Annotated in this window: 17 protein-coding genes; 14 read left to right on the top strand and 3 right to left on the bottom strand. The window is 42.2% G+C overall.

Annotation, left to right across the window (positions count from 1 at the left end):
- Positions 1-10: 10 nt before the first annotated feature.
- The 14 genes from D0B88_RS02865 to D0B88_RS02800 all read left to right on the top strand — a co-directional run bounded on the left by D0B88_RS02865 (position 11) and on the right by D0B88_RS02800 (position 18,866).
- Positions 11-1,351, top strand: a complete 1,341-nt coding sequence (locus D0B88_RS02865) for a phenylacetate--CoA ligase family protein (protein ID WP_151054880.1) — start codon at positions 11-13, stop codon at positions 1,349-1,351.
- Between the two features lie 16 nt (positions 1,352-1,367).
- Positions 1,368-2,345 (top strand): glycosyltransferase family 2 protein, encoded by a 978-nt coding sequence (locus tag D0B88_RS02860; RefSeq protein ID WP_151054878.1) that lies wholly within the window; start codon positions 1,368-1,370, stop codon positions 2,343-2,345.
- A 92-nt stretch (positions 2,346-2,437) separates the two neighbouring features.
- A complete protein-coding gene (locus tag D0B88_RS02855; protein WP_151054877.1) occupies positions 2,438-3,712 on the top strand; it encodes a hypothetical protein in 1,275 nt (424 codons plus the stop codon).
- 133 nt (positions 3,713-3,845) lie between these two features.
- On the top strand, positions 3,846-4,739 hold the full coding sequence (locus D0B88_RS02850; protein WP_191966506.1) for a glycosyltransferase: 894 nt from the start codon (positions 3,846-3,848) through the stop codon (positions 4,737-4,739).
- Positions 4,736-5,836, top strand: a complete 1,101-nt coding sequence (locus D0B88_RS02845) for a glycosyltransferase (protein WP_151054873.1) — start codon at positions 4,736-4,738, stop codon at positions 5,834-5,836. Before D0B88_RS02850 ends, D0B88_RS02845 begins: the two co-directional genes overlap by 4 nt.
- Positions 5,833-6,828 carry a polysaccharide deacetylase family protein gene (locus tag D0B88_RS02840; RefSeq protein WP_151054871.1) on the top strand — a complete coding sequence of 332 codons (996 nt, stop codon included), beginning with the start codon at positions 5,833-5,835 and terminating at the stop codon, positions 6,826-6,828. The genes D0B88_RS02845 and D0B88_RS02840 overlap by 4 nt, the downstream gene beginning before the upstream one ends.
- A gap of 31 nt (positions 6,829-6,859) precedes the next feature.
- On the top strand, positions 6,860-8,929 hold the full coding sequence (locus tag D0B88_RS02835; RefSeq protein ID WP_191966505.1) for an HAD family hydrolase: 2,070 nt from the start codon (positions 6,860-6,862) through the stop codon (positions 8,927-8,929).
- Between the two features lie 8 nt (positions 8,930-8,937).
- Positions 8,938-10,221, top strand: a complete 1,284-nt coding sequence (locus tag D0B88_RS02830) for an O-antigen ligase (RefSeq protein ID WP_151054867.1) — start codon at positions 8,938-8,940, stop codon at positions 10,219-10,221.
- Positions 10,218-11,336, top strand: a complete 1,119-nt coding sequence (locus tag D0B88_RS02825) for a glycosyltransferase family 4 protein (RefSeq protein WP_151054865.1) — start codon at positions 10,218-10,220, stop codon at positions 11,334-11,336. The genes D0B88_RS02830 and D0B88_RS02825 overlap by 4 nt, the downstream gene beginning before the upstream one ends.
- Positions 11,221-12,837, top strand: coding sequence for a lipopolysaccharide biosynthesis protein (locus D0B88_RS02820; protein ID WP_151054863.1), 1,617 nt, complete (start codon positions 11,221-11,223; stop codon positions 12,835-12,837). The genes D0B88_RS02825 and D0B88_RS02820 overlap by 116 nt, the downstream gene beginning before the upstream one ends.
- 12 nt (positions 12,838-12,849) lie before the next feature.
- Positions 12,850-14,754 carry an asparagine synthase (glutamine-hydrolyzing) gene (gene asnB, locus D0B88_RS02815; protein WP_151054861.1) on the top strand — a complete coding sequence of 635 codons (1,905 nt, stop codon included), beginning with the start codon at positions 12,850-12,852 and terminating at the stop codon, positions 14,752-14,754.
- 2 nt (positions 14,755-14,756) lie between these two features.
- Positions 14,757-16,961 (top strand): GNAT family N-acetyltransferase, encoded by a 2,205-nt coding sequence (locus tag D0B88_RS02810; protein ID WP_191966503.1) that lies wholly within the window; start codon positions 14,757-14,759, stop codon positions 16,959-16,961.
- Positions 16,951-17,958, top strand: coding sequence for a glycosyltransferase (locus D0B88_RS02805; protein ID WP_151054857.1), 1,008 nt, complete (start codon positions 16,951-16,953; stop codon positions 17,956-17,958). Before D0B88_RS02810 ends, D0B88_RS02805 begins: the two co-directional genes overlap by 11 nt.
- Before the next feature lie 41 nt (positions 17,959-17,999).
- Positions 18,000-18,866 carry a glycosyltransferase gene (locus D0B88_RS02800; protein ID WP_151054854.1) on the top strand — a complete coding sequence of 289 codons (867 nt, stop codon included), beginning with the start codon at positions 18,000-18,002 and terminating at the stop codon, positions 18,864-18,866.
- A gap of 60 nt (positions 18,867-18,926) precedes the next feature.
- Here D0B88_RS02800 and D0B88_RS02795 read toward each other — a convergent pair whose 3' ends face one another.
- The 3 genes from D0B88_RS02795 to D0B88_RS02785 form a co-directional block, all read right to left on the bottom strand.
- The gene (locus D0B88_RS02795) at positions 18,927-19,619 is read right to left on the bottom strand and encodes a PEP-CTERM sorting domain-containing protein (protein ID WP_191966501.1); all 693 of its coding nucleotides are present in this window, start codon (positions 19,617-19,619) and stop codon (positions 18,927-18,929) included.
- A gap of 186 nt (positions 19,620-19,805) precedes the next feature.
- Positions 19,806-20,846 carry an acyltransferase gene (locus D0B88_RS02790; protein ID WP_151054850.1) on the bottom strand — a complete coding sequence of 347 codons (1,041 nt, stop codon included), beginning with the start codon at positions 20,844-20,846 and terminating at the stop codon, positions 19,806-19,808.
- A 73-nt stretch (positions 20,847-20,919) separates the two neighbouring features.
- On the bottom strand, positions 20,920-22,038 hold the full coding sequence (locus tag D0B88_RS02785) for a fibronectin type III domain-containing protein (protein ID WP_151054848.1): 1,119 nt from the start codon (positions 22,036-22,038) through the stop codon (positions 20,920-20,922).
- Between the last annotated feature and the right edge of the window lie 76 nt (positions 22,039-22,114).

Raw genomic sequence — 22,114 nt, 5'->3', positions numbered from 1 at the left:
CAGGGAATAAATGTTTAATTTAAAAAAGATATTCTTCAAATATTTTGTCTATTACCCTGTTGTCATTATCAGGGGGGAGTGGATATATCCACATTATAAGCGACTTATGAAAAGTCAGTTTTATTCAAAGTCGAATATTGAAGCAATTCAATTAAAAAAATTAATTGAATTGCATTCTTATGCCAAAACTAGTGTGCCCTATTATAAGCAAATGTTTTCAGGAGATATTTCAGATCTGGATGATTTGAGTAAATTCACATTTCTTGAGAAAGATATATTACGAGCGAGACCAAAGGATCTGCTATCTATAAACCCTAAAGGCAGTATACGTTCAAAAACTACAGGTGGTTCTACTGGCGCAGCTGTAACTATTTATAAAAATAACTGTGCTATGGCAGAAGAGCTTGCTGCAACTTGGCGAGGTTACTCTTGGGCTGGAATTGAAATAGGAGATTTACAAGCTCGCTTTTGGGGTGTTCCTTTTGATAAAAAAAGCCGTTTACGTGCACAATTAATAGATTGGGTTACTAATAGAATAAGGCTATCAGCGTTCTCATTTTCTGATTCAGACATCGCGAATTATGTGGCACTACTTAATAAGAAAAAACCGATTTATTTTTACGGCTATGTTTCAATGATTAAGCAGTTTGCTGATTATTTGGATAAAAACAATATTTCACTCAATTTCAACTTGAAGGCTGTAATTACCACCTCAGAGGTTTTATCTGGCTCGGACAGGGAGTATTTTGAGTATGTGTTTAAATGTAAGGTTTTTAATGAATATGGTTGTGGCGAGATAGGTACCATTGCGCATGAGTGTGAATATGGAAAAATGCACATAACTGCCGAGAATATGATCGTTGAAATAGTTGATGCTAATGGCAGCGTTGTTCCACCAGGAGTTCCGGGTGAGATAGTGGTAACAGATCTGACAAATTATTCGATGCCGTTGATTCGATACAAAATGCGCGATTTCGGTGTTATAGATCCTGAGGCTTGTAGATGTGGGAGAGGATTGCCTGTTTTAAAGGAAGTGCATGGTCGCGAATATGACATTTTAATAAACTCTAAGGGAGAAAAATTTCATGGAGAGTTCTTTCTTTACATGATTGAGGATGCAAAAAAAGAAAATATGCCTGTGCGTGGTTATCAAATAGAGCAGATTTCCTACAATAAAATGATTATCAATCTAGTGGTTGATGATTCTATTTATCTACAAATTCAAAATTTTTTGATGCGTCGAATTCTTGAAAATTTTGATAGCTCTATTGAGCTTATTTTTAATCAGGTTCCTTCTATTGCACGAGAGGCATCTGGAAAGTTGCGTGTAATAAAGAGAAGTTTTTCTTGAGAAGTGAGGTTTACTAATGTCTATCAATGATGACTATCAGTTCGTTTCAATAGTAATGCCAGCTTTTAATGAAGAAAAGTATATATCAGAGGCTTTGGAGGCCGTACTAGAATTAGATTACCCAAAAGATAGGTATGAAATAATTGTTGTTGATAATGGTTCGAAGGATGCTACTGTCTCGATAGCAAGAAAATATACAGAGCATGTCTATGTTGTCCCTAATGTTCGCGTTGGTGCTGTAAGAAATTATGGTGTACGAAAATCAAAGGGTGATATAGTTGCTTTTTTGGACTCAGATTGTATCCCGCCCAAAAATTGGATTAAGGATACTTTGGTATACATGAGGGACAATGGTTGTGATGCGGTGGGCGGACTTGGTCTTGTTAGAGATGATCCATCATGGATTGAAAGTAGCTGGATTTTAAATCAAGTGCCTCTTGATAAGCCTTCAAGGATTTTGGCTGGCGCGGCGATAATTATGAAGAAATGTGCTTTTCTTGAAGTGGGTGGCTTTAACGAAGTTATTAATGCCGGGGAAGATACATTATTGGCTTCAGATTTGATTGAGAATGGAAAAGTAGTTCATTTCGCGAAATCATGCGCTGTTATTCATCTGGGGTATCCACAAGATTTAAAAACTTTTATCACTCGTCAGTACTGGCAGGCTTCTTCTTATTTAAAAAGTCGAAAAAAAAATACACTAGACATAGTGTTTTACATCGTAGCGCTTTTTTTAGCTTCCGCTCTTGTTACTCCCTTGTTCTTTTTCATATTTCCTATGCTGGGTCTGATTTCCCTAGTTCTCCTTTTGATTCTTCCGATGATTCTTTCACTTAAAAGAATTATCTCTTCCCGCTATCGATCTCTTAGATTTGATAGTTATTTAAAAATCTATTTTTTAGATTTTTGTTATCTTGTGGGCAGATCTGCGGGATTGCTCAAAAGTTTGCTGGTAGAACTTAAGGTGTTTTCTGATAAGAAGCAGCACTATTAAAAATAAATCGGTATGTATTCGCCGAAAATAGATACTATGCTTAAGAAGGTTTATTTCGCTTCAAAATATTTGTTAATGAGGGGAAGCAAAAAATGAGAGCCCTATTGTTGGTTCTGCTGTTGGTTCCATGTTTGAGTCTGGCTCAGGCGGTTAGCCAGGTGTCTGTAGATAAGTCAGATAGTGGCCAGATAACTAATGTTTATATCAAAGGGAGTGGTTTCGGTGCTAAATCTGTTCCAATTTTCTATGATCAGGCCGGTACTGCTTATGAAAAAGGCATTCCGAACTCTTATTTCAATAGTTTTTTGCCTGACCGCATGATTACACAGCAAGACACTATGGGAAATGCCAGTTCTCCTTGGAGCAACTCCTATGGCTCACTATATATTCGTAATGACCCTGCAATAGTACGAGGGCCAGCGACCGGTAAGTATTACAATGGCTTAGGAGTTAAAGTTAATCTTCAGAATCCTCGTGTGCATCCCCGTGCAGGTACTCCGCAAGAGTCAAAAAAAGTCTACATAAGTTGGTGGTTCCGTCAACAAAATGAAACCCGCAATTATTTCCAGTTTGAGCTGAGTAATATTGATGTTGAATTCAACCCTAAAGAAGGTGATGAATTTACAGTTGATGCCGGAGAACACTGGTCTGGTGTGACTACCATCTATGGACGTGTTATTGCCTATTATCCTGCCACCAAAATTCTTCATGCTAACTATTACGGGCAGTACAACACTAATCGGTTAACAGGGAATCGTTTAACGCTAAATACGAGTAACAAGTCTGCAACCTTGGCGGTAAATACGCGTGGGCCGGGCTCTAACAAATACATACGTGTTTGGGAGAGTGATGGTACTGATGGTACCTTCAGGTCGTCTTGGACCAATACTGAAGTCTATCAGGCTGATTTCCGCAGCGTTCAGCGTTCCAATGTTCTCCCTCGTGAATGGAATCATATGGAATACTTTGCTGATCAAAGTAAAAAATACATTAAAACTAAAGTGAACGGTGTTGTTGATGCTGAGGGCTATTATACTCTTGCCTCTGATATTGCAGGCCATTCACCAACAATTGGCTTAATCGGTCAGGATATAACTCAAACTGAAATGCATCAGGAAATTTGGATGGATGATATCTATGTGGATGGTTCATTTAAGCGAGTCGTGCTGGGCAATGCACCTAAGTATGCGGATGTAACCCATGAAGAAGTCCAATTTTTTACCAGTTGGACGGATACCGAAATCAAGTTTTCGCCCTACTACGGATCATTGGATAGAAAGCTTCCCGCATACATATACATTTTTTCAGAGGACGACGTACCCAACTCTGAGGGTATTGCCTTTGAAAGCCCTCCAAAAATGGATTAATAAAAAAAGCCCCCTGATCCGGGGGCTTTTTTATTGTCTGTACCAAGCCCCATTTCCCTTCTATGTAATGTAAGCAACCACCTATTTTGCTAAGATGCGCGCCTATTCTCGAGTTCGGAAAGGATTAGGCAGCATGAGTTACACTCCCGGTCTGGTATCGGTATTAATTCCTCTTTTTAATCGCGCCAAATATATTCAGGAAGCGATTAATTCTGCGTTGTCGCAGGAATATGACAACCTTGAAATCATCGTGGTGGATGATGGTTCTACTGACGGTGGTGATAAGTTGGTAGAAGCCTTTTTCGACACAGGGCGAGTGCAATTGTTTCGTCATGCTGGCGGGGCTAATCGCGGCCAATCCATTTCACTCAATGTGGCACTGTCCAAAGCGCGTGGTGAGTACATCGCTGTGCTTGATAGTGATGACATATTTCTCCCTAACAAATTAAAAGACCAGGTTGGCTTCCTGCAGGCCAACCCTGATGTGGGATTGGTCTATGGCATGGGGTTTGGTGTTGATGCGGCGGGCAAACAGATTTACAACATTCTCTCTGAAAAACACACCGAAACTAACGACCCGAATCGCATACTGTTAGATTGCTATTTTCACTTGCCCGTTGGCTCCCTGGTGCGCAAGTCTGTTTACGATCAGGTGGGTGGGTTTGATGAGTCACTTCGTGCTGGTCAGGATCACGACATGCAAGTGCGCATGGCAGAAGTGACCCGCTTTGGTTTTTTGCCGGTGCGAGTTTACTGCTATCGCCGTCATGGAGAATCCATTAGCCACCAGGGGTTGGAGCGCCGCTGGCGCAACGCGCTGATTATTCTGAACAAAGCAATAAATCGTTATCCCTACAGTAAGAGCACTATTCGTAAGCGTCGCGCAGTTATCAATTTCCGTTTGGCGCAAGCGCTGTTGCAGAGCAAAAAATCCTATTGGGAAGCCGGGTGGCGCTTTTTGTACGCGGGCTTGTTGGATCCAGCGCGAGCAATTGCTGTTGTTACACGGAAGGAAAAAGTCAGATGAAGATTTTGTTAGTCATAGACAGGCTTACCAATCCCCATGCCGGAACCGAAGGTCAATTTTTACTGTTAATCAAATTGTTGCAACAGGCAGGGTGTGAGCTACGGGTTTTGATATTGGCTGACAGCGAATGGCTGCGCGCCAATCCTTTGCCATGCGCAACAAGTATTGTTGGCTCATCTTCGGTGAAATCCTTAAAAACCTGGTGGCGAATCTATCGGGTGGCGCGTCAGGCAAAGGCAGATGGTTTCGATCTGGCGCATATTTTCTTTAACGACGCTTCGGTGATATGCCCGCCTATGTTTGCTTTGGCAGGCATCAAATCCATTATTTCCCGTCGTGATATGGGTTTTTGGTATACACCCATGTATCGCAAGCTGCTCCCCTTGACTGGCAAATACGTTGCTTGTGCGCTGAGTAACAGCCGTGCTGTTGCTGAAGTTACCGGCGCTGTAGAGCGTATTCCCGCAGCAAAACTCAGAGTCATTTATAACGGTTTTAACAGAAGTTTTAATTCATCAGCCAGCATTCCTGAATTGGAGTCCTTGCGGGCGACAGGTGCACAGATTTTTGGTCTGGTTGCCAATATTCGCCCTATAAAGCGTATGCAAGACGCGATTAGTGCATTGGCCCGGTTGGACCTTAATCACAATCCACACCTGGTGATAATTGGTGCTGGTGATGCCACTGAGTTGACGTCGCTTGCCAGCCAACTGGGTGTAGTTGAGCGAGTGCATTTTTTAGGTTCACGCAGTGATATTCCTGAGTGTTTGCAGTACCTATGCGCAGGACTTTTGTGTTCCGAATCCGAAGGTTTTTCCAATGCGATTGTCGAATACCAGTTTGCCGGGTTACCCGTCATTTGCAGTCGCACTGGTGGCAACCCGGAGGCTGTCAGCCATGGCGAAACAGGGTGGTTGTATGAAGTGGGTGATGTGCCTGCATTAAGTGCAGCAATGGCCAGTGTATTACAGGAACCAGAGCGCGCCGCCGCTATGGGAGCTGCAGCCAAACAACAAGCTGAGTCGCGTTATACCATCAGCGCCATGTTGAATCAGCATCTTGCGCTTTATCGTGAACTAACAGGAGCAGTGCAATGAAATCTGCCGTAATTGAATTGGCGGGCAAATTAGGCGGCTATCAGTTGGCGCGTTTGCTCACGCGCAAGCAACCAAAAATTTTGATGTATCACCGTTTTTCAGCAGAAAAAAAAGGCCATGAAGTTACCGCTGCTACTTTCGAGCAACAACTGCGCTTGATAAAAAAATATTTTCAACCCATGACCCTTGTAAATCTGGCGCTTGCTATTCAAAAAAATGGTACTGCACCTGCAAATGCAGTGGTGATCACGGTGGATGATGGCTATAGGGATTTTTACGAAGTGGCCTATCCGCTATTAAAGCGCTATCAAGTGCCTGCCACTTTTTTTGTGACTACCGGGTTTGTAAATGGTGATCTCTGGTTGTGGTATGACCAAGTTAAGTGGTTGCTAGAAAACAAGACTGACAATTATAAAGAAATTTTTTTATCAGGTTTGAGCGTAGATCTGAGTGGTGATAAAGAAAAAATATGGTCTTTAATCGTAAATCATTTTCTAAATATTGATAATACTGACCGTTTGAATGGAATTGCACAATTAGCGACAGCTTGTAATCTCGAGATCCCCAAGATTGCACCAGATGATTACAAGGCAGTTAATTGGCAACAGCTAAAAGAAATGCAGCTTAATGGGATAGAAATAGGCGGCCATACAGTTACGCACCCATCGTTAGGAATGACTCGTTTGGATGAGGCAATTCAGGAAATAGAAAAATCCAAGTTGCATTTAGACCAAGCTCTTGGGGAGGAGCCAAGAACATTTTGTTATCCAAACGGGCAGCCGCAGGATTACACGCTTGAGGTTAAAGAGAGTGTAAAGCGTGCAGGATACCTTGCTGCAGTTACTGCCTTCTCGGATAGACATAATATTAATTTAGATAATAGTTGGCGCCGATTCACTGGGTCCGATGATAACTTTCAATTTTCCAAATCTTTGTTTGGAGTTGAACATATTGGGAACTTGTTAAGAAAATACGAGAGAGCGTCAATATAAATTGATGTCAAATGGAGGCGTAAGTCATCTAATGAATACTAAGCTGGCAAAAAAATTATTAAAAAATATTGATGAGATATCATTTCTGTTAATGAAAAATCATTTTTCAGATTATGTATTCCAAAATTTTGGAGTAAAGAAAGTTGAATCCAAGGAGGAGTTGCGTGTTAGTTTTTTAGTTCCTTTGTTGAAGCTGTTGTGTGCATTTCTAAATACTGGAAAGAAGGAGTTTCTATCTATCTATTTGGATGAGCGAAAGCGGTACAGCCCACATTTATCTGGGTTGGATGTTCAGCTGAGTTACCATCAGTACGTAATTGCCAAAGATCATGAAATGCTTGAGAAGATAGTTGGAGGCAACTCCCTATCAAAAGAGTATTGGTTTTCTTTGCATAAATCTCTTTTAAATGTAAATGAAAAGGTGATAAAAGTTTTGGCAGTCGGTGATTGCCTTATGAATGAAATTAGAGTCTTTTCAGATCCTGTGGAACAGGGTAAAGATTTTTCTATAGATTTTCGGTGTATATATTTAAGTGCTGGGTCGGGCGGCGAATTAGATACCTCCAATATAATTAATTACGTAAACGATAATTCTATAGATATTATTGCTTTTAGTTTTTTCAGCTTTGAAGTAATGCCAGAGTATTCAAGAATCGTATCGCATTCTGAAAGAATGTCATCAGCCCAAATAATAAATTTTTGCGATGGCATGATTAGCAAGGTCACCGATTTTATTTTTGCGTTAAGAAAGCAAACGGATAAAACATGCCTCATACACTCAGTATCAGGCTTGCCTTTAGGTCGTTGGGAAAAGTGGCTTCCATTGCTGCCAGCATTGCCGCCAAAAAAGAAATTAGCAGTCGATTATCTCAATAAAAAACTGAAAGATCTTGTTGTGAACGTGGAGAATGTGATCCTGATCGATGAGCAGGCTATAGTAGACAATTTTGGAATAAAGCATTGTGCTAAGCAGATTGCTCCGCAGCGAATATATAAAGGCTTATTCCACACATCTTATTTCGGTAAGTATCTTGCAGATGTTTATATAAAAGAATGTGAAACTTTTCTGACGCTAAAAAAATGTAAAGTGTTGTTGCTAGACTTTGATAATACGCTTTGGTCAGGTGTGATGGCCGATGGCGAAGTGCGTCATTATGTCGAAAGACAGGAACTATTAAAGAGTTTAAAAGATCAAGGCATAATTCTTGTAGCTGTTAGTAAAAATTCCGAAGAAAATATTCGCTGGAATGAAATGGCTTTAAAGAAAGAAGATTTCGCGTTCTTGCAGATAAATTGGAATCCTAAAGCTGATTCAATTAATAATGTAAAAAAAGTATTAAATTTAGGAAAAGATAGTTTTGTTTTCATTGATGATAATCGGCACGAGCGAGCGTTAGTTGCAGCTGTCCACCCTGAGGTAACGATTCTTGATGCAGAGTTACCCCAAACTTGGGAGTCTCTTGCGAGGTTAAAAGATTATCCCAATACACAAGCTACTGACGAAGCGAAAAGGCGAACCGCTCTGTATCAAGAGCAATCAGCGCGCGCTAATGCATTAGGAGATGCGGGGGCAACATTAGAAAACTTAAAACTTTTGGAGTTGTGGTATGGCTTCAGCTCCGCAAACGTATCCGATTTAGATCGCATCCTGGAGCTGGTTAACAGAACTAATCAATTTAACCTCACTACAAAGCGCTACCCAAAAGCAGAAGTGGCAAAATTTCTGAATGATCCAAAATATCTTGTTTTATCGGCGTCTCTTGGTGACAAGTTCGGTAGTCTCGGGTTGGTTGCTGTTTGCATTATTATGTATGAAGGGCAGGAAACTGCCTACGTCGATACTTTTGTGATGAGTTGCAGAGCAATGGGCTTTGCTCTTGAGAAAGCCTTTATGTATGAAATTATCAAGTTTCTCAAAGCGAAAGGCGTTAAAACACTGACGGGTCAATTTATTCCCACAGATAGAAATTCACCTGCCATGTCCTTTTATGAAGATGTTGGCTTTCAAAGTATCAACACGGAAGGTGGTTATTTAGCTAACCTGGAGGAGTACCCGCTACTTTCTGTAGATTGGCTGACCAAAAAAGCTGACACTATATAGGCTATTTTATGAATCATTTTGTAGGTGTTCATGGTGGGGCTAGCGCAAGCAAAAAAATAGTAATAGTGTCTGGGTTTACTTTTTTTCTTTTTATTATTTATCAGTTGTTCTTTTTTTTAAATATACCGTCAAGAATTCCGGGTCTAGGTATAGTCCGACCAACTGTATTGTTGTTTCTTATCCTTGCTGTATTGCTGCTTGCTCAGCGCGATAAGATAGCTCATAAATTTAATCAACCAATCTTCAAGGCGTTTAGTGCTTTTTTGATTGTGTTAGTTGTTACCTTACCATTTGTGACTTACCCCGGTAGTGTACTCAGAACCAATCTGCAAATATTTATTAAAGCGATTGTCTTCCTCTACTTCTGTGCGCTGATTTTGGACACAGAACAACGCTTAAAAATATCGCTTTTTATTTTTGTTGCCTGCCAGGTCTTTCGTGTACTGGAGCCGCTCTTTTTAAATATCACTACTGGTTATTGGGGAAGCTCTACTTATATGAGCGGTGGCGAATTTGCCAATCGATTATCCGGCGCGCCAGCGGATGTCATTAACCCCAATGAATTGGGGTTTGTAATTGTTACAGCCATTCCTTTTTTACATTATTTTTTACTGCCGCGCGGCTGGATTAGCAAGTTGTTTTATTTTGGCTTACTGGCGTTATTGCTCTATGCCCTGATCCTAACCATGTCTCGCGGTGCGTTTCTGGCGCTGATTGTTGTTGGCTGGTTTGTATTTAAGGAAAGTAAGCGGAAGATACTGCTGATTTGTTTTGGAGTTGTCGGTGTTATGGCGGCACTGAGTGTAATGAACGATACCCAGCGCGAACGATATTTATCCCTCTTTTCTTCCGATACTAAACAATCTGCAAGTGCGGAAGGGCGCATAAACGGCATAATCAAAGAGTTTGAACTTGGTTTAAAGCGGCCGATTTTTGGTTTTGGTTTGGGCACTACTGCGGAGGCAAAATTCAATACTTTTGGCCGCAGACAAGCAAGTCATACCATGTATGGCGAGCTATTAATTGAGGTTGGAATTGTTGGTATGTACTTTTTTATGCGTTTTATTATTGCGATTCGGCGGCAATTAAAAGAGGGCATAGTGAGTGCAGAAACCTGCAGTGATTTTTACAAGACGTTATTTAAAATTTGTAATGTGGTCTTTTGGATGTTTGTGGTTTACAGCATTAACTACTGGGGGTTAAGCCAATATTACTGGTACAACCTGGCCGGCATCGTAATAGCGGCGTCCATATTGATGAATATGAATAAAATCAAGGAATTAAACGCGTGAAAATATTATTGGTGGCGCGCTGGCCAGTAGGCGGAATAAAAACCTACTTTCGTTACATCTATGGTTGTGAGGTGTTTAAAAACGCTGAAATTTCTTTGATTGCACCCGAAGACGGCTTGGCTGATTTCCTTAATACGCAACTTCCACAAGGGCGCATAACTTTGCTGCCGGTAGCAGGCGATGGAGCCTCAATTAAAGCCAGATTAAAAACAGAATTGGCCAAGGGTAATTATGATCTGGTGCACTCGCATGGTTTTTCAGCGTCTTTTTTTGTACAACAAGTTATGTGGTTTAAGAAAACCCCTCATTTAATGACTGCCCATGATGTTTTTTTGCCTAATACGTTTACAGGTTTTAGTGGTTTCTTAAAAAAACTGGCCATGCGTTGGTTGCTGGGGTCGGTTTCCAAAGTGCTATCAGTATCGGAAGATGCACGGAATAATATTTTTGAGTATTTTCCCCATTTGCCTGCACAACAAGTGAAGAATATTACCAATGGCATAGATACAGATTTTTTCTCTAAAGGAGTCGCACGTAACTTGCGCGCAGAGCTAGAGATAGGAGATCGGCCAATTATTGGTTTTTTTGGTCGGTTCATGGCGCAGAAGGGGTTTCGCCAAATTGTTCAAGCAATTGAAATTTTAGTGAAGCGGTCGCCTGCGGCTGAGCAGCCCTTGGTGCTGACTTTCGGTTGGGGTGGTTTTATTCGGGAGGACTTCGCTTTAATTGAATCCAAGGGTTTAAAAGATTATTTCATGCAGCTGCCCGGCACAAATGATATGCCGGCGGCAATTCGTGGTGTTGATCTAGTGGTAATGCCTTCGCGCTGGGAGGCTTGCCCATTGCTTCCTATGGAAGTATTAAGTTGTGGTGTGCCTATTATTGGAACAGATTGTGTCGGTTTGCGTGAGGTGCTCGCGGGTACGCCTGCCAAAGTTATTGCTGTCGGCGATGCTGGACAATTAGCCGCTGCTATAACAGCGCAGTTACAAGAAGGTAATGCGCAATTTATTGAATATCAGCCAGCGGCACTCAAGAGATTCTCCGCTGACAAACACGCGCAGGAATTGCACAATCTATATTGTGATATATCCGGAATCCCGGCCAATGTATAAGCGTCTTGCCTTTAATACCGCCTCCAATCTCGGAACCCTGTTTCTCAAGTTGGGTATCACTTTTGTGATGACGCCTATCCTGATTAAAAATATGGGTAACTATGATTATGGCCTGTGGGAAATGGTGGGTGCTGTTATTGGCTATATGGGCATGTTGGATATGGGGATTCGTCCGGCGGTAAGCCGTTTTGCTGCCCGCTTTATTGCTCAAAAAGATGAATCAGCTTTAACCACGCTGTATGCAACAGCATGGTATTTCTTGCTCGGTGTCGGGTTGCTGATTGCGCTTATTCTCGGCCTTGGAGGGATGTTTTTTGCTGAGCTAGTTGCCCCCGAAGAAAGCACAGACAATGTTCGTTATACCTGGTTTCTGCTGATATTGGCGGCGCAATTATTGATTACCTTTCCCTCCTATACTGCAGAGAGTTATTTGGAGGCTTATCAGGAATATTATTTAAAAAACAATGTCACTATTGTTAATTCAATACTGGGCAGCACCATCTTATTTATATTTATCACTCCTGAAAATGCTCTGGTACTACTTGCAGCAACCAACGCAATAGGAATCTGCTCAAAGTATCTTTTTTTAGTATGGCTTATGCAGTACCGCCGACCATTCCTGAGTTTGCGTCGAGCTTATTTTTCGTTGCTTAAATTAAAAGAACTGTTGCGCTTTAGTGTGAAAACCTTGGTGCAAGGTGTGGCGACTAAAATGGAAAATGCCACGGACAGTTTGGTAATCGGTTTTGTGATGGGGCCAGCTGCTGTTCCGCTCTACAGTATTCCGGCTAACCTCGTTAGCTACATTCGCCTTATTTCCTATAATTTTACTCATGTGTTTATGCCTTATTTTAGTTCCCTCGGGGCATTGAATGATCAACAAAAAATTCAGGAAGTTTATCTAACGGGAAGTAAATTCACTGTCGCACCCTGTTTAATTTTGGCGATTGGTGCTTATACATTAGGACCAGAATTTTTATCACTTTGGGTTGGTGATGAAATTGCACGCTCTGCCCAAGAATTCCTGGGTGTACTGATTGCCTTTTTGGTACTCCCACTGGTTAACCCTATGGCTAGCCGTTATCTCACCGCTATCGATAAACACGGCTTTTTTGCCAAGTGGCAACCAATAGTTGCTTTATCCAATCTCGGTTTGAGCCTGTTGCTAATTTATCCCTTGGGTATTTTAGGTGTCGCACTAGGCTCGTTAATACCCGCTTTGGTTTTTCAGCCAATAGTGCTTGGTGTGTGTTGTAAGCATCTGGGGTTTTCGCCTTTTGTGTATCTTCGCTTCGCATTATTGCCCTGGCTAATACCTTGTGTCGCCATGGCTGCGACCTTGGTGGCTGCCAAGCAATTTTTTGTTATAACTAACTACGGAATTTTACTGGCGATAGCAAGTGTGGCCTCTATGGTATTCATCGTGGTAGGAGCATTATTTGCATTGAATCAGCATGAGCGTTCCCAATTAATGGCTATTGTGAAGCGCAAAAAAAATTAAGGGTAAGGAAATATGTGCGGTTACGCCGGAATGGTTTTAAATTCAGCATCGATAAACTTGCTGGCGCCAGAGTTGCTCCAGGCTATGGGAAATAGTATTCGATTGCGTGGGCCTGATGATCAAGGAATTTGGCTGGATGAAAAAATCGGTGTGGGCCTGGTGCATCAGCGTCTTGCCATACAGGATTTATCGCCACTGGGTGCACAACCCATGCATTCGGTATCAGGCCGCTTTACGATTGCTTTTAATGGTGAAATATACAATTTTAAACAACTCAAAACGCGTTTAATTGCGGCGGGATTCCAGTTTAAAGGTGGGTCGGATACTGAAGTTATTCTGGCAGCATTTGAGGCTTGGGGAATTGAACCTGCCCTCAATGATTTTGTTGGGATGTTTTCAATAGCCTTGGTTGATCATCACCAAAAAGAATTATGGCTAATCCGTGATCGGATGGGTGAAAAGCCCCTGTATTACTACCATGCAGACGGTAATCTACTTTTTGCATCCGAGCTTAAACCCTTAATGTTATGCCCTTTCTTTAAAAAAGAAATTGAACCGGGTGCAGTGGGTTTGTTGATGCGACACAATTATATTCCTGCACCCTGGAGTATTTTTAAAAAGACGTTCAAATTGGAGCCAGCACATTATTTACGTTTTAATTTAGCGGATATAAGTGCGGCACCTGTAAAAGTAAGATACTGGGCACCTTCGCTTGAGTGGAATAAAAGCCTCGATGCGCAAGCACTGCATCAACAACTTGAGCCGTTATTGAGCGAGATAATTGCAGATCAAATGATTTCTGACGCTCCCTTGGGAGCATTTTTATCGGGAGGTATAGATTCGTCGACGATTGTGTCCTTAATGCAAAGGCAGTCGTCAAGACCAGTAAAAACCTTCTCGGTTGGTTTCAATGTCCCCGGTTTTAATGAAGCCGAACATGCAAAAGCAGTAGCCAGGCATTTAGGCACTGAACATAACGAGTTTTATGTTGAGCCTAAGGATGCACTTAATATTATTAGCCTGTTGCCGGATATTTATGATGAACCTTTTGCTGATTCGTCACAAATTCCTACTTATATCGTAAGCCAGATGACACGCCGACAAGTGACTGTCGCCTTATCGGGAGATGGTGGCGATGAGCTCTTTGCTGGTTATAGTCGCTATGCGAGTTATGCGCGCAATTTTGCCTCCCGAAAAGAGGGCCTGGCAAATAGAATAATGAATGGTTTGCCCGCTCCTGTCATTGCTCGATTAACCCGTTTACTTAAGTCCAATCAACGGGAGTTATTGCCAGCACTGGTGTTGGAAAAAGTGCAGCGTTATAACCTGGGTTTTAATGCAGTTGATGCCCGTCATTATTATCAGAATCAGGTTGGTTATTGGCTCAACCCCGAAACAGAATTGAAATCTGCTGAACGTCTACACTATGCATTGGATGATATGCCACTGCGTGAAGACTCAACTTCAACTTTCCAATGGTGCGATATTAATTCTTATCTGCCGGATGACATTCTTGTAAAAGTAGACCGTGCTGCTATGGCGAACAGTTTGGAAACTCGTGTGCCTTTATTGGATCATCGATTGGTAGAACTCTCTTTAACTGTGCCAACAGCGATTAATGTAGTCAACGGAGTTACCAAACAACCCTTACGTAATATTTTGTATCAGTATGTTCCGCGCGAATTGGTTGATCGGCCAAAACAAGGTTTTGCCGTGCCTGTTGGTCATTGGCTTAAAAATGAATTGCGTGAGTGGGCGGAAGACTTGTTATCGGAAAACGCATTGAATCAAAGTGGTATTTTTAATAGCCCATTGATTCGTGAGAAATGGTTGGCTCATCTGAATGCCAGTCACGATTATTCATTTCACCTGTGGTCGGTACTTATGTTCCAGAGCTGGTACAGGAAGTATATGTAACTATGGCTATTCAGGTTTCCACAGAAGTTATTACTGATCAGCTACTTGCTGAAATAGCGGATTTGTATGCTGCAGAAAAGTACAAGCAAGCTCTGTGGAAATGGCAGTTTTGTTCGCGCTTTGGTCGTGACTCACAATGTATAGTGGCAAGAGATGGTGAAAGAGTAGTTGGCTTTAATGCAACTATGCCAATCTCCCTCATGGATGGCTCAGGGAAAAGTCTCGATGCAATATGGAGCTGTGATTTTATTGTCGCGCCGGATTATCGTGGCCAAGGCGTTGGTCAAGCAATCAAGGATGAAATGGCTCGATCATTTTCCATGCCGATCATGTCACTTGGCATTAGCGATAGTGCCTTTCCATTATTGCTAAAAAAAGGATGGCATTCACCCGCAAAGCTTGATGTTTGGGATCTGATTATCCAGCCTAAAACTCTAAAACAATTTGTTTTATTTTTTTGGGCAAAAGTCTGCCGGCTTTATCTCTCAGCTACAACGAAACTATCCAAGCAAAAATATATTGTTAATGAGCTTGGGTTTTTACCACAGCAAACCGTTGTTGAACATTTGTGGAAGCTGCATCGTGCTCAATCTATTGATGTCGAGATACGGCGGGATTATGCATATTTAAAATGGCGATATACTGAGTGTCCGTTTAATGTGTATCGCTTTTTACACATTGGTTCTGCAGTCCAAGGTGCCTTGGCGCTGGTTGTGTTTCGCATTACACCCGGTAACTCGCTTGAAATAATTGATTTTATCGGGGTCAAAAATACCTCTTCGGTATCAGCGGTGTGTAGCTATTTGCTGAAAAATTATCCTGTTATTTCGGCTGTGCATTGGAATACATCTATTGCATCTTTACGCTCAGGGTTGATCGCCAACGGATTTGTAAAAAAAAGCTACGGCTCTCGTTTTGCTACTTTGTCACCTTATACCCAACAGCAATGGGGTTTGGTGGCGGGTGACTCCGATGGTGATTTTCTGCGTGTCGCTAAAGAGGCGTTCACATCTAACTCTTCTGTGGCTGGTTTACAGCAGCCGGGCTCAACCGCAATTCTGGCGATTAATCTAGTTGGCAGGCCTGTTTATTCTTGTCCGGAAGGATTTATTTATCGGCAGCTTTCCGAGCAGGAGTTTCAAAGCCTGGAACCAACGTGGACACTACTCGTTAATAAATCTGATGCAAACCCTTTGTTTATGGGCTGGCAGTGGATGATGGCTTGGTGGAGTCAATGGGGGTGCCACTTGAAGTTAGAGCTGAATCTGATCCTGATTTTTGATAAGGATTCTTTAGTTGGAATACTTCCGTTATACCGTGTTAAAAAAAATCTTATGATGCAGTATCAGTTTATTGGTAATGCTTGGGCGCTTGCCCCTACGGTGCGATCAGAATATATAACGCCAATCTTTGATCGACAAAAGGCGGCATTACTTTATAAAAGTTTGGCCTGTTTTATTCTAACGCGCGCACCAAATTCCACGTTTCTGTTTCCAGATACCACAGGTAATCCTATAGCGGGTGTCAAATTCTGGCAGCATCGTATTGATGCCGGTTACAAAGTCGATGTTACTGGTAGTTTTAATAATTATGTGGACTCACTTGGGCGAATGACACGGCTAAAAGCGTTCAATCGGCGCGCCTATCTTTTGGAGCATTACTCTGCGGTAGAGTTTGTTGCGTTGGATCAATCGGCCAAACAATTAGAAGAATTTTTTACTAACTTAAATTCTTTTCATCTTTTACGCTGGGGTAAGCCTTGCTTTTCTCCGCGTGCTGTCGAGTTTCACAAGCAATTATTATCTTCGAAAAATATCAAAGGCTTGCTTTCTTATCTGACAGTGAATAACCGCATAGTATCGGCGTCCTATAATATTCAAGTCGCGGATGTTATCTACAATATTCAGTCAGGATATCTGGAAGAGTTTGATAAAAAGATCTCGCTAGGCACTTTGCACATGGGGTGGATAATTGAGTCGGCTTTTGGAAGCCCTAATGTTAATTATTTTGATTTTTTAGCCGGTTTTGGTCGTGCAGAGGACTATAAACGACACTATCGCGGAACTGCGGTTGATTTTTTCACGCGACAATATTTTTCATCCGGCATAGTTGCAGCTGCTCATATTTCATATTTTGTTATGAAATCCAGACTCAGAAAACTGATTGTTAAATTGAGGCAGTTTATTGGAGGGCATCGTGAACTTTGAAATCTATTATTCGCGCGCTGGCTTTGGACTTTCAAAAGATGCCAGGATTTTAAGTGAAGCGCTGGCTTTTTTGGGCCATGACGTGGTGGTGAAGGAGCTTCCTAAAGCCGGTGAGGGCTTTGGCGGGAAATTTAATGAGAAGCTACAAACGCTATGTATGCTTTTCAGCATGTTGTTTTTTTATAGAAAGCTACAGCGAATATTTCTAGGAAAGCCTACAGTTGTTGCGATTCACTTGGAAAAAATATTTTACTGGAAGTTATTTTTGCATCGACATCATGTATTGATACCAAATCAGGAGTGGTTTAATCCAAAGCAGTTTTCCTTGCTATCCTTTGTCGATGGCATATGGGCCAAAACTTCTTTTGCTGTAGGTATATTTGCTGAATTTAAGCCCAATATTTGTAGGATCGGCTTTAGTTCAAGTGTTGAACCGATTTCTACATCAGCAAAAACCAGGGACTATTTTTTTTCCAGAGTGGGGATGAGTAGATTTCGTGGTGCCGAGGTGCTGGTAAATCTTTGGCGTTCTCATCCTGAGTGGCCTTTATTAAAACTTGTTATCGATAACTCATGCCGGCCATTGAATCCTCCTCACAATGTTGAATATCTCGACATTTTTTTGAATTATGAAGATTATATTGCTTGTTCCAGTGCGGCGCTTTTTCACATATACGCTACCGAAACCGAAGGGTTCGGGCATTCTATTGTCGAGGCGATGGGGAGTGGTGCCGTAGTGCTGGTAACTGATGCACCGCCAATGAATGAAATTGCGAATTCAACTTGTGCGCTGATGGTTGGCTCCTTTTATAAAGGGCAGAAATGGTTTTCACCGAGATTTTCTGTCCTGCCTGCTGAGCTTGAGGCTGCTGTAAATAAGGCCTTGCAAATGAGCGGAGAAGAAACACAAAAAATTGTAGATAATGCCATGCTGCGGCCAAATATTTTAAAACAAGATTTCTATTCCAGTTTGGCTTCTGCCATACAAAAACTTTAATCGCTGCGTTTTTGGCGGCACACTTGCTTACGGATGATATTATGCTGGTTACTATTATTACGCCTACCTATAATCGCGAAGCCTTCCTCCCTGCTGCAATAGAAAGCGTACTTGCACAAACATATAAAAATTTTGAATTTATTATTGTTGATGATGGTTCAGAAGATAACAGCCGTAAACTGATTGAATCTTATGCTGAGAAAGATTCCAGGATTAAATATTTATATCAGGAAAACCAGCGGCAAAGTGTTGCGCGTAATTATGCTCTGTCTGTTGCTAAAGGCGATTTTATTTGTTTTTTGGATTCAGATAATTATTGGCCACACGATAAACTTGAAAAGTCACTCAAAGCCTTTGAGCAACATCCCGAGGCGGATATTGTTTATGGGGATTGTATTACTATCGATGAGCATGGCAATGAGTTACATCGCAACAATATGCGCCGTTATTCCGGGAGCATAGCTGCTCTTTTGTTAAAAGATAACTTTGTCAGCATGAATACCACCATGACTCGCCGTAGGTGCTTCAATGAAATGGGGGGAATGAGCGGTAAGCGTCGTGTAGCGGATGACTATGATTTGTGGCTTAAATTTTCTGCGCGTTATCGCTTTCAATATATTCCGGAGTTTTTGGCTTATTACCGTGTTATGGAGAATCAGATCTCCAGCAACAAAAAGCTACGGTTTGAAACCAACGAAAAAATTATTCTGGATTTTCTCGCCGCTTTTCCTGATGCAGTTAGCGAATATGAGAAAAAAGCAGGGTTGACCGCATTTTATACTCGCAAAGCTCGCCATTATGCGGCTAGCGATAAAAAAGAAGCCTATAAAGCTATTCGCATAGCCTTGGGTATTAACCCTTTTTCATTAGGTGTGTGGCGGTCTTTTGCGAAAATAGTTGTGTCGTAAAGATTGCACCCATAAAAAAACCCAGCTTAACACTGGGTTTTTTTATGCTTTGAAGGCTAATTAAGCTTTCAGGCGACGCGCACCAAACAAACCAAGCAAGCCCATGCTCATCAAGAGCAGAGTAGTTGGTTCTGGAACTGCTGTGACGCGAACACCAATCAACAGGTCATCGTGGTTGTCGTCATCACCAACATAAGGACCTGTATCATCAAGGAACAGAATTGCGTCGTAGCTGCCAGCATGAGCTGCCTTAGCATTAGGACCCTGACCGGTAAACATGGCGTTTAGAGCAACTGCAAAAGAATACACTCTGTTGTTGGTACCGAGAGTGGCACCTTGAGCATTGCTTACGCTCAAGTTATGAGCTGGCAGCACAGAAGTTGGTGGTACATAAGTGGTGAAAAGGAAGTCGAACAGAGCATCTTTTTCTACATAAGTAGTAATAGTGCCTTTATTAGACAGCTTCAATGGTGCTTCGGCGTCTCCAGGAACAGAGAAAACATTGTTCCAGCTAGACTCTTGACCCAAGTAGTAGTAGGTCACTGCCAGTTTGGCGTTAGCTTTAAGGCTACCAGCGATAGTGTAGGTATCTGGTGTGACATAACCTGGGGTAGTGAAGTTGTTGTTGGTGTATGCATCGATATCAGGAGCATATGCACTGCTACCGCTATCAACAACTGAAATCAAGCTTGCGCTCGCGCTCAATGAGCTCAGAGCTAAAAGCGCTGCCGCTGCAAATTTAATAAGTTTCATGAGGGTCATCCTTTAATGTGTTACCAATGAGTGATTTTAAAGTAGCCTAAGCTGCATGCGGTTAAAGCAGAAATCGTGCCTACACTATTAAATTCAATAAAATCAAACATATATACATAAATATGCGTTTTATGACGACAGCGGATGTAAATTTTTTCGACTGGTTTGCAGGTTGATTGATGCAGGTTAGGCATTTCTGTCTAGAGCTTTTGATGGGGTGTCGCGAGTAATAGCAAAAAGCTGCTCGAGGCGTGTTTTAACCCACTTGGCGCCCTTGGGTTCTATAAATCGATAAATCAGGTACGACAGAATGAGCATAATTGCGGTAGTGACAAGGATTGTCACTGGCTCGTTGAGTTGAGGTTTCAACCAATCAATTAATAATTTTCCGGCGTGATTGTGGAGTAAGTAGAGGGGGTAGGTTAGCCCGCCCAGAATGGTGTAGATATTAAGTGATGACAATGTAAATTTGCTTAGGGCGATCAATAGAAAAAAACCATGAAAAATCCCGGCAATAATCGCGGCGATTACCCACTCATAAGGTTCGCTGGAGTGCATGAACCCCGCTGCTTGATGATAGCTTTGGTAGCTGCAGAGTAAGCTTGAAATGATCAATGTAGCATTGGTAACCGGGGTGTGCTTCTGATTCCAGAGCAGATACAGACAGATACCCGAGATGAAGTAACAGGAATAACCTGGGTTAATAACCCAACCCATTTTGGATGGTTGGCCGAATAGCAAATAGCTTAAGGTGATAGCCAGCCAAATCGGTAACCACAACGAATAGCGGGTAAATAACCTAAATATCATCAATAAAAATATGCAGCCGTAGAATTTAAGTTCTACTTGCAGCGTCCAATAGACGCCATCGATATTGTTAACGCCTACGTAATCATTGAGCATGGTCAAGTTAAGAAGAATATCTGTAGTACTTGGTGTCGATGCTCCCAGCGCGAACATTATCGTCGTGGTAAATAATACGCCTATCCAAAAAGCGGGATACAGTCGTGCGGCGCGCGAAATCATGAATATCAGGGGTGAGCGACGCTCTGCTGATGCTGCAATTACAAAGCCGCTTATCATGAAAAACAGTGGCACACCCAAATAACCAAATTGCGTGAATTGGGCTATTTGAGGGAATGTAGGGTTTGGTTGTGCTGTGTAGTGATAGAGCACTACTGCCAGTGCGGCAATAAATCGGAGTAAATCGAGCGCCTGTAACCTCATGTGACTTCCTTAAGAGAGATTTCGGGCGCTGATTATCAAGTATGAATTATCAATTCGACTAGGTTTATGTGTTTTATTCAGGGATTAATTGCAAATATCTGCTGTAAAGTCCATTTTTGTCGAATACTGCTATCTGAAAAATAGTATCCGCACCAATATCACTCCTTTCGTAATGTGTGGTATCCGTATCTGTGATAATTTCTTTTACGTAAGCGTTGCTATTTGATGGCCGATAGAGAATTTCGTAGCCTCCAATTTCATTAAATTCAAGATACTCTCCATTCTCCCTTTGGGTCGGAGTGACCCAGCTAACACGTACACCTACGCTACTACTTGCATAGCTTGAGCTTTGCAATGCACTGCTAGAGTAACCAAAGGAACTGCTCGTATTTGAGCTGGCAGAGCTTGAGTCTGGAGCTTTACTGCTACTGCTACTGCTGCTCGTGTGATGTGATGAACTGCTACTTACCGAGCTTGAACTAGTTGGTTGGGTGCTGGAAGAGCTTGTGTTCATTGACTTCGAGCTGGTGCTGGCAACTTTTTCGTTAGTCCTTACTATCAGTGCCTCTGAGAGACTTGATCTATTTCCAGCTACATCAACGGCTCTCAGAGTATAAGTGTAATAGGTATTTGCTTTCAGGCCCGTATCTTCAAAACGGAGATTATTGGCGACGCTGGTACCAATTAAAGCGTCGTTTCGACGAATCTCGTAGCGAGCGAGCCCTGTGTCGTCTGTAGATTTATTCCAGCTGAGAACTGCACCGTCGGCTGAAATTATATCGGCTCGTAGCGCTCTGGGGGCGCTGGGGGGTAAGTCCTCATAGTGCTCATCATCTTGCAGTGGGGGTGGCTCATCATCAATTGGCTGATTGTTATCTATTGATGAACTTGAAAAGCTCGATTGTGGTGATGACGACTTGGTAGCCTGTATCGGGGTGCTGCTTGGTGCGCTGCTGCTGGTTGTTACGCTTATCGCCAAACTACTGCTTGAGGGTGCTGAACTACTTATCGGCACAGAGGAAGCCACTACCACTGGGGTAGAGCTGGGTAGAGCTGTCGGGATGCTGCTATTGCTGTTTCCCTGTGTATTACTACCCTCGGAGCCACCTCCGCCGCAACCGGTTAGGATGATTGTTAGTAAGCCGGTGATAGCAAACTCAAAAGTACAATATTTCTTGAAGCTAAAAATCATTCTAACTACCTGAAAAAGCGTGTGTGCTTAGTGGAATCATCGATTGGATGCAGCGGGTAAAGGCTTGTATCGCGCG

It is taken from the genome of Cellvibrio sp. KY-YJ-3, from assembly GCF_008806955.1.
Classification (GTDB): Bacteria; Pseudomonadota; Gammaproteobacteria; order Pseudomonadales; family Cellvibrionaceae; genus Cellvibrio.
This window is presented reverse-complemented; position numbering and strand designations above follow the sequence as displayed.

What these genes read in the sequence shown, in the direction of transcription:
- D0B88_RS02865 (WP_151054880.1), top strand. Translation starts at nt 11, where the DNA reads ATGTTTAATTTAAAAAAGATATTCTTCAAATATTTTGTCTATTACCCT.
- D0B88_RS02860 (WP_151054878.1), top strand. Translation starts at nt 1,368, where the DNA reads ATGTCTATCAATGATGACTATCAGTTCGTTTCAATAGTAATGCCAGCT.
- D0B88_RS02855 (WP_151054877.1), top strand. Translation starts at nt 2,438, where the DNA reads ATGAGAGCCCTATTGTTGGTTCTGCTGTTGGTTCCATGTTTGAGTCTG.
- D0B88_RS02850 (WP_191966506.1), top strand. Translation starts at nt 3,846, where the DNA reads ATGAGTTACACTCCCGGTCTGGTATCGGTATTAATTCCTCTTTTTAAT.
- D0B88_RS02845 (WP_151054873.1), top strand. Translation starts at nt 4,736, where the DNA reads ATGAAGATTTTGTTAGTCATAGACAGGCTTACCAATCCCCATGCCGGA.
- D0B88_RS02840 (WP_151054871.1), top strand. Translation starts at nt 5,833, where the DNA reads ATGAAATCTGCCGTAATTGAATTGGCGGGCAAATTAGGCGGCTATCAG.
- D0B88_RS02835 (WP_191966505.1), top strand. Translation starts at nt 6,860, where the DNA reads ATGAATACTAAGCTGGCAAAAAAATTATTAAAAAATATTGATGAGATA.
- D0B88_RS02830 (WP_151054867.1), top strand. Translation starts at nt 8,938, where the DNA reads ATGAATCATTTTGTAGGTGTTCATGGTGGGGCTAGCGCAAGCAAAAAA.
- D0B88_RS02820 (WP_151054863.1), top strand. Translation starts at nt 11,221, where the DNA reads ATGCGCAATTTATTGAATATCAGCCAGCGGCACTCAAGAGATTCTCCG.
- asnB (WP_151054861.1), top strand. Translation starts at nt 12,850, where the DNA reads ATGTGCGGTTACGCCGGAATGGTTTTAAATTCAGCATCGATAAACTTG.
- D0B88_RS02810 (WP_191966503.1), top strand. Translation starts at nt 14,757, where the DNA reads ATGGCTATTCAGGTTTCCACAGAAGTTATTACTGATCAGCTACTTGCT.
- D0B88_RS02800 (WP_151054854.1), top strand. Translation starts at nt 18,000, where the DNA reads ATGCTGGTTACTATTATTACGCCTACCTATAATCGCGAAGCCTTCCTC.
- D0B88_RS02795 (WP_191966501.1), bottom strand. Translation starts at nt 19,619, where the DNA reads ATGAAACTTATTAAATTTGCAGCGGCAGCGCTTTTAGCTCTGAGCTCA.
- D0B88_RS02790 (WP_151054850.1), bottom strand. Translation starts at nt 20,846, where the DNA reads ATGAGGTTACAGGCGCTCGATTTACTCCGATTTATTGCCGCACTGGCA.
- D0B88_RS02785 (WP_151054848.1), bottom strand. Translation starts at nt 22,038, where the DNA reads ATGATTTTTAGCTTCAAGAAATATTGTACTTTTGAGTTTGCTATCACC.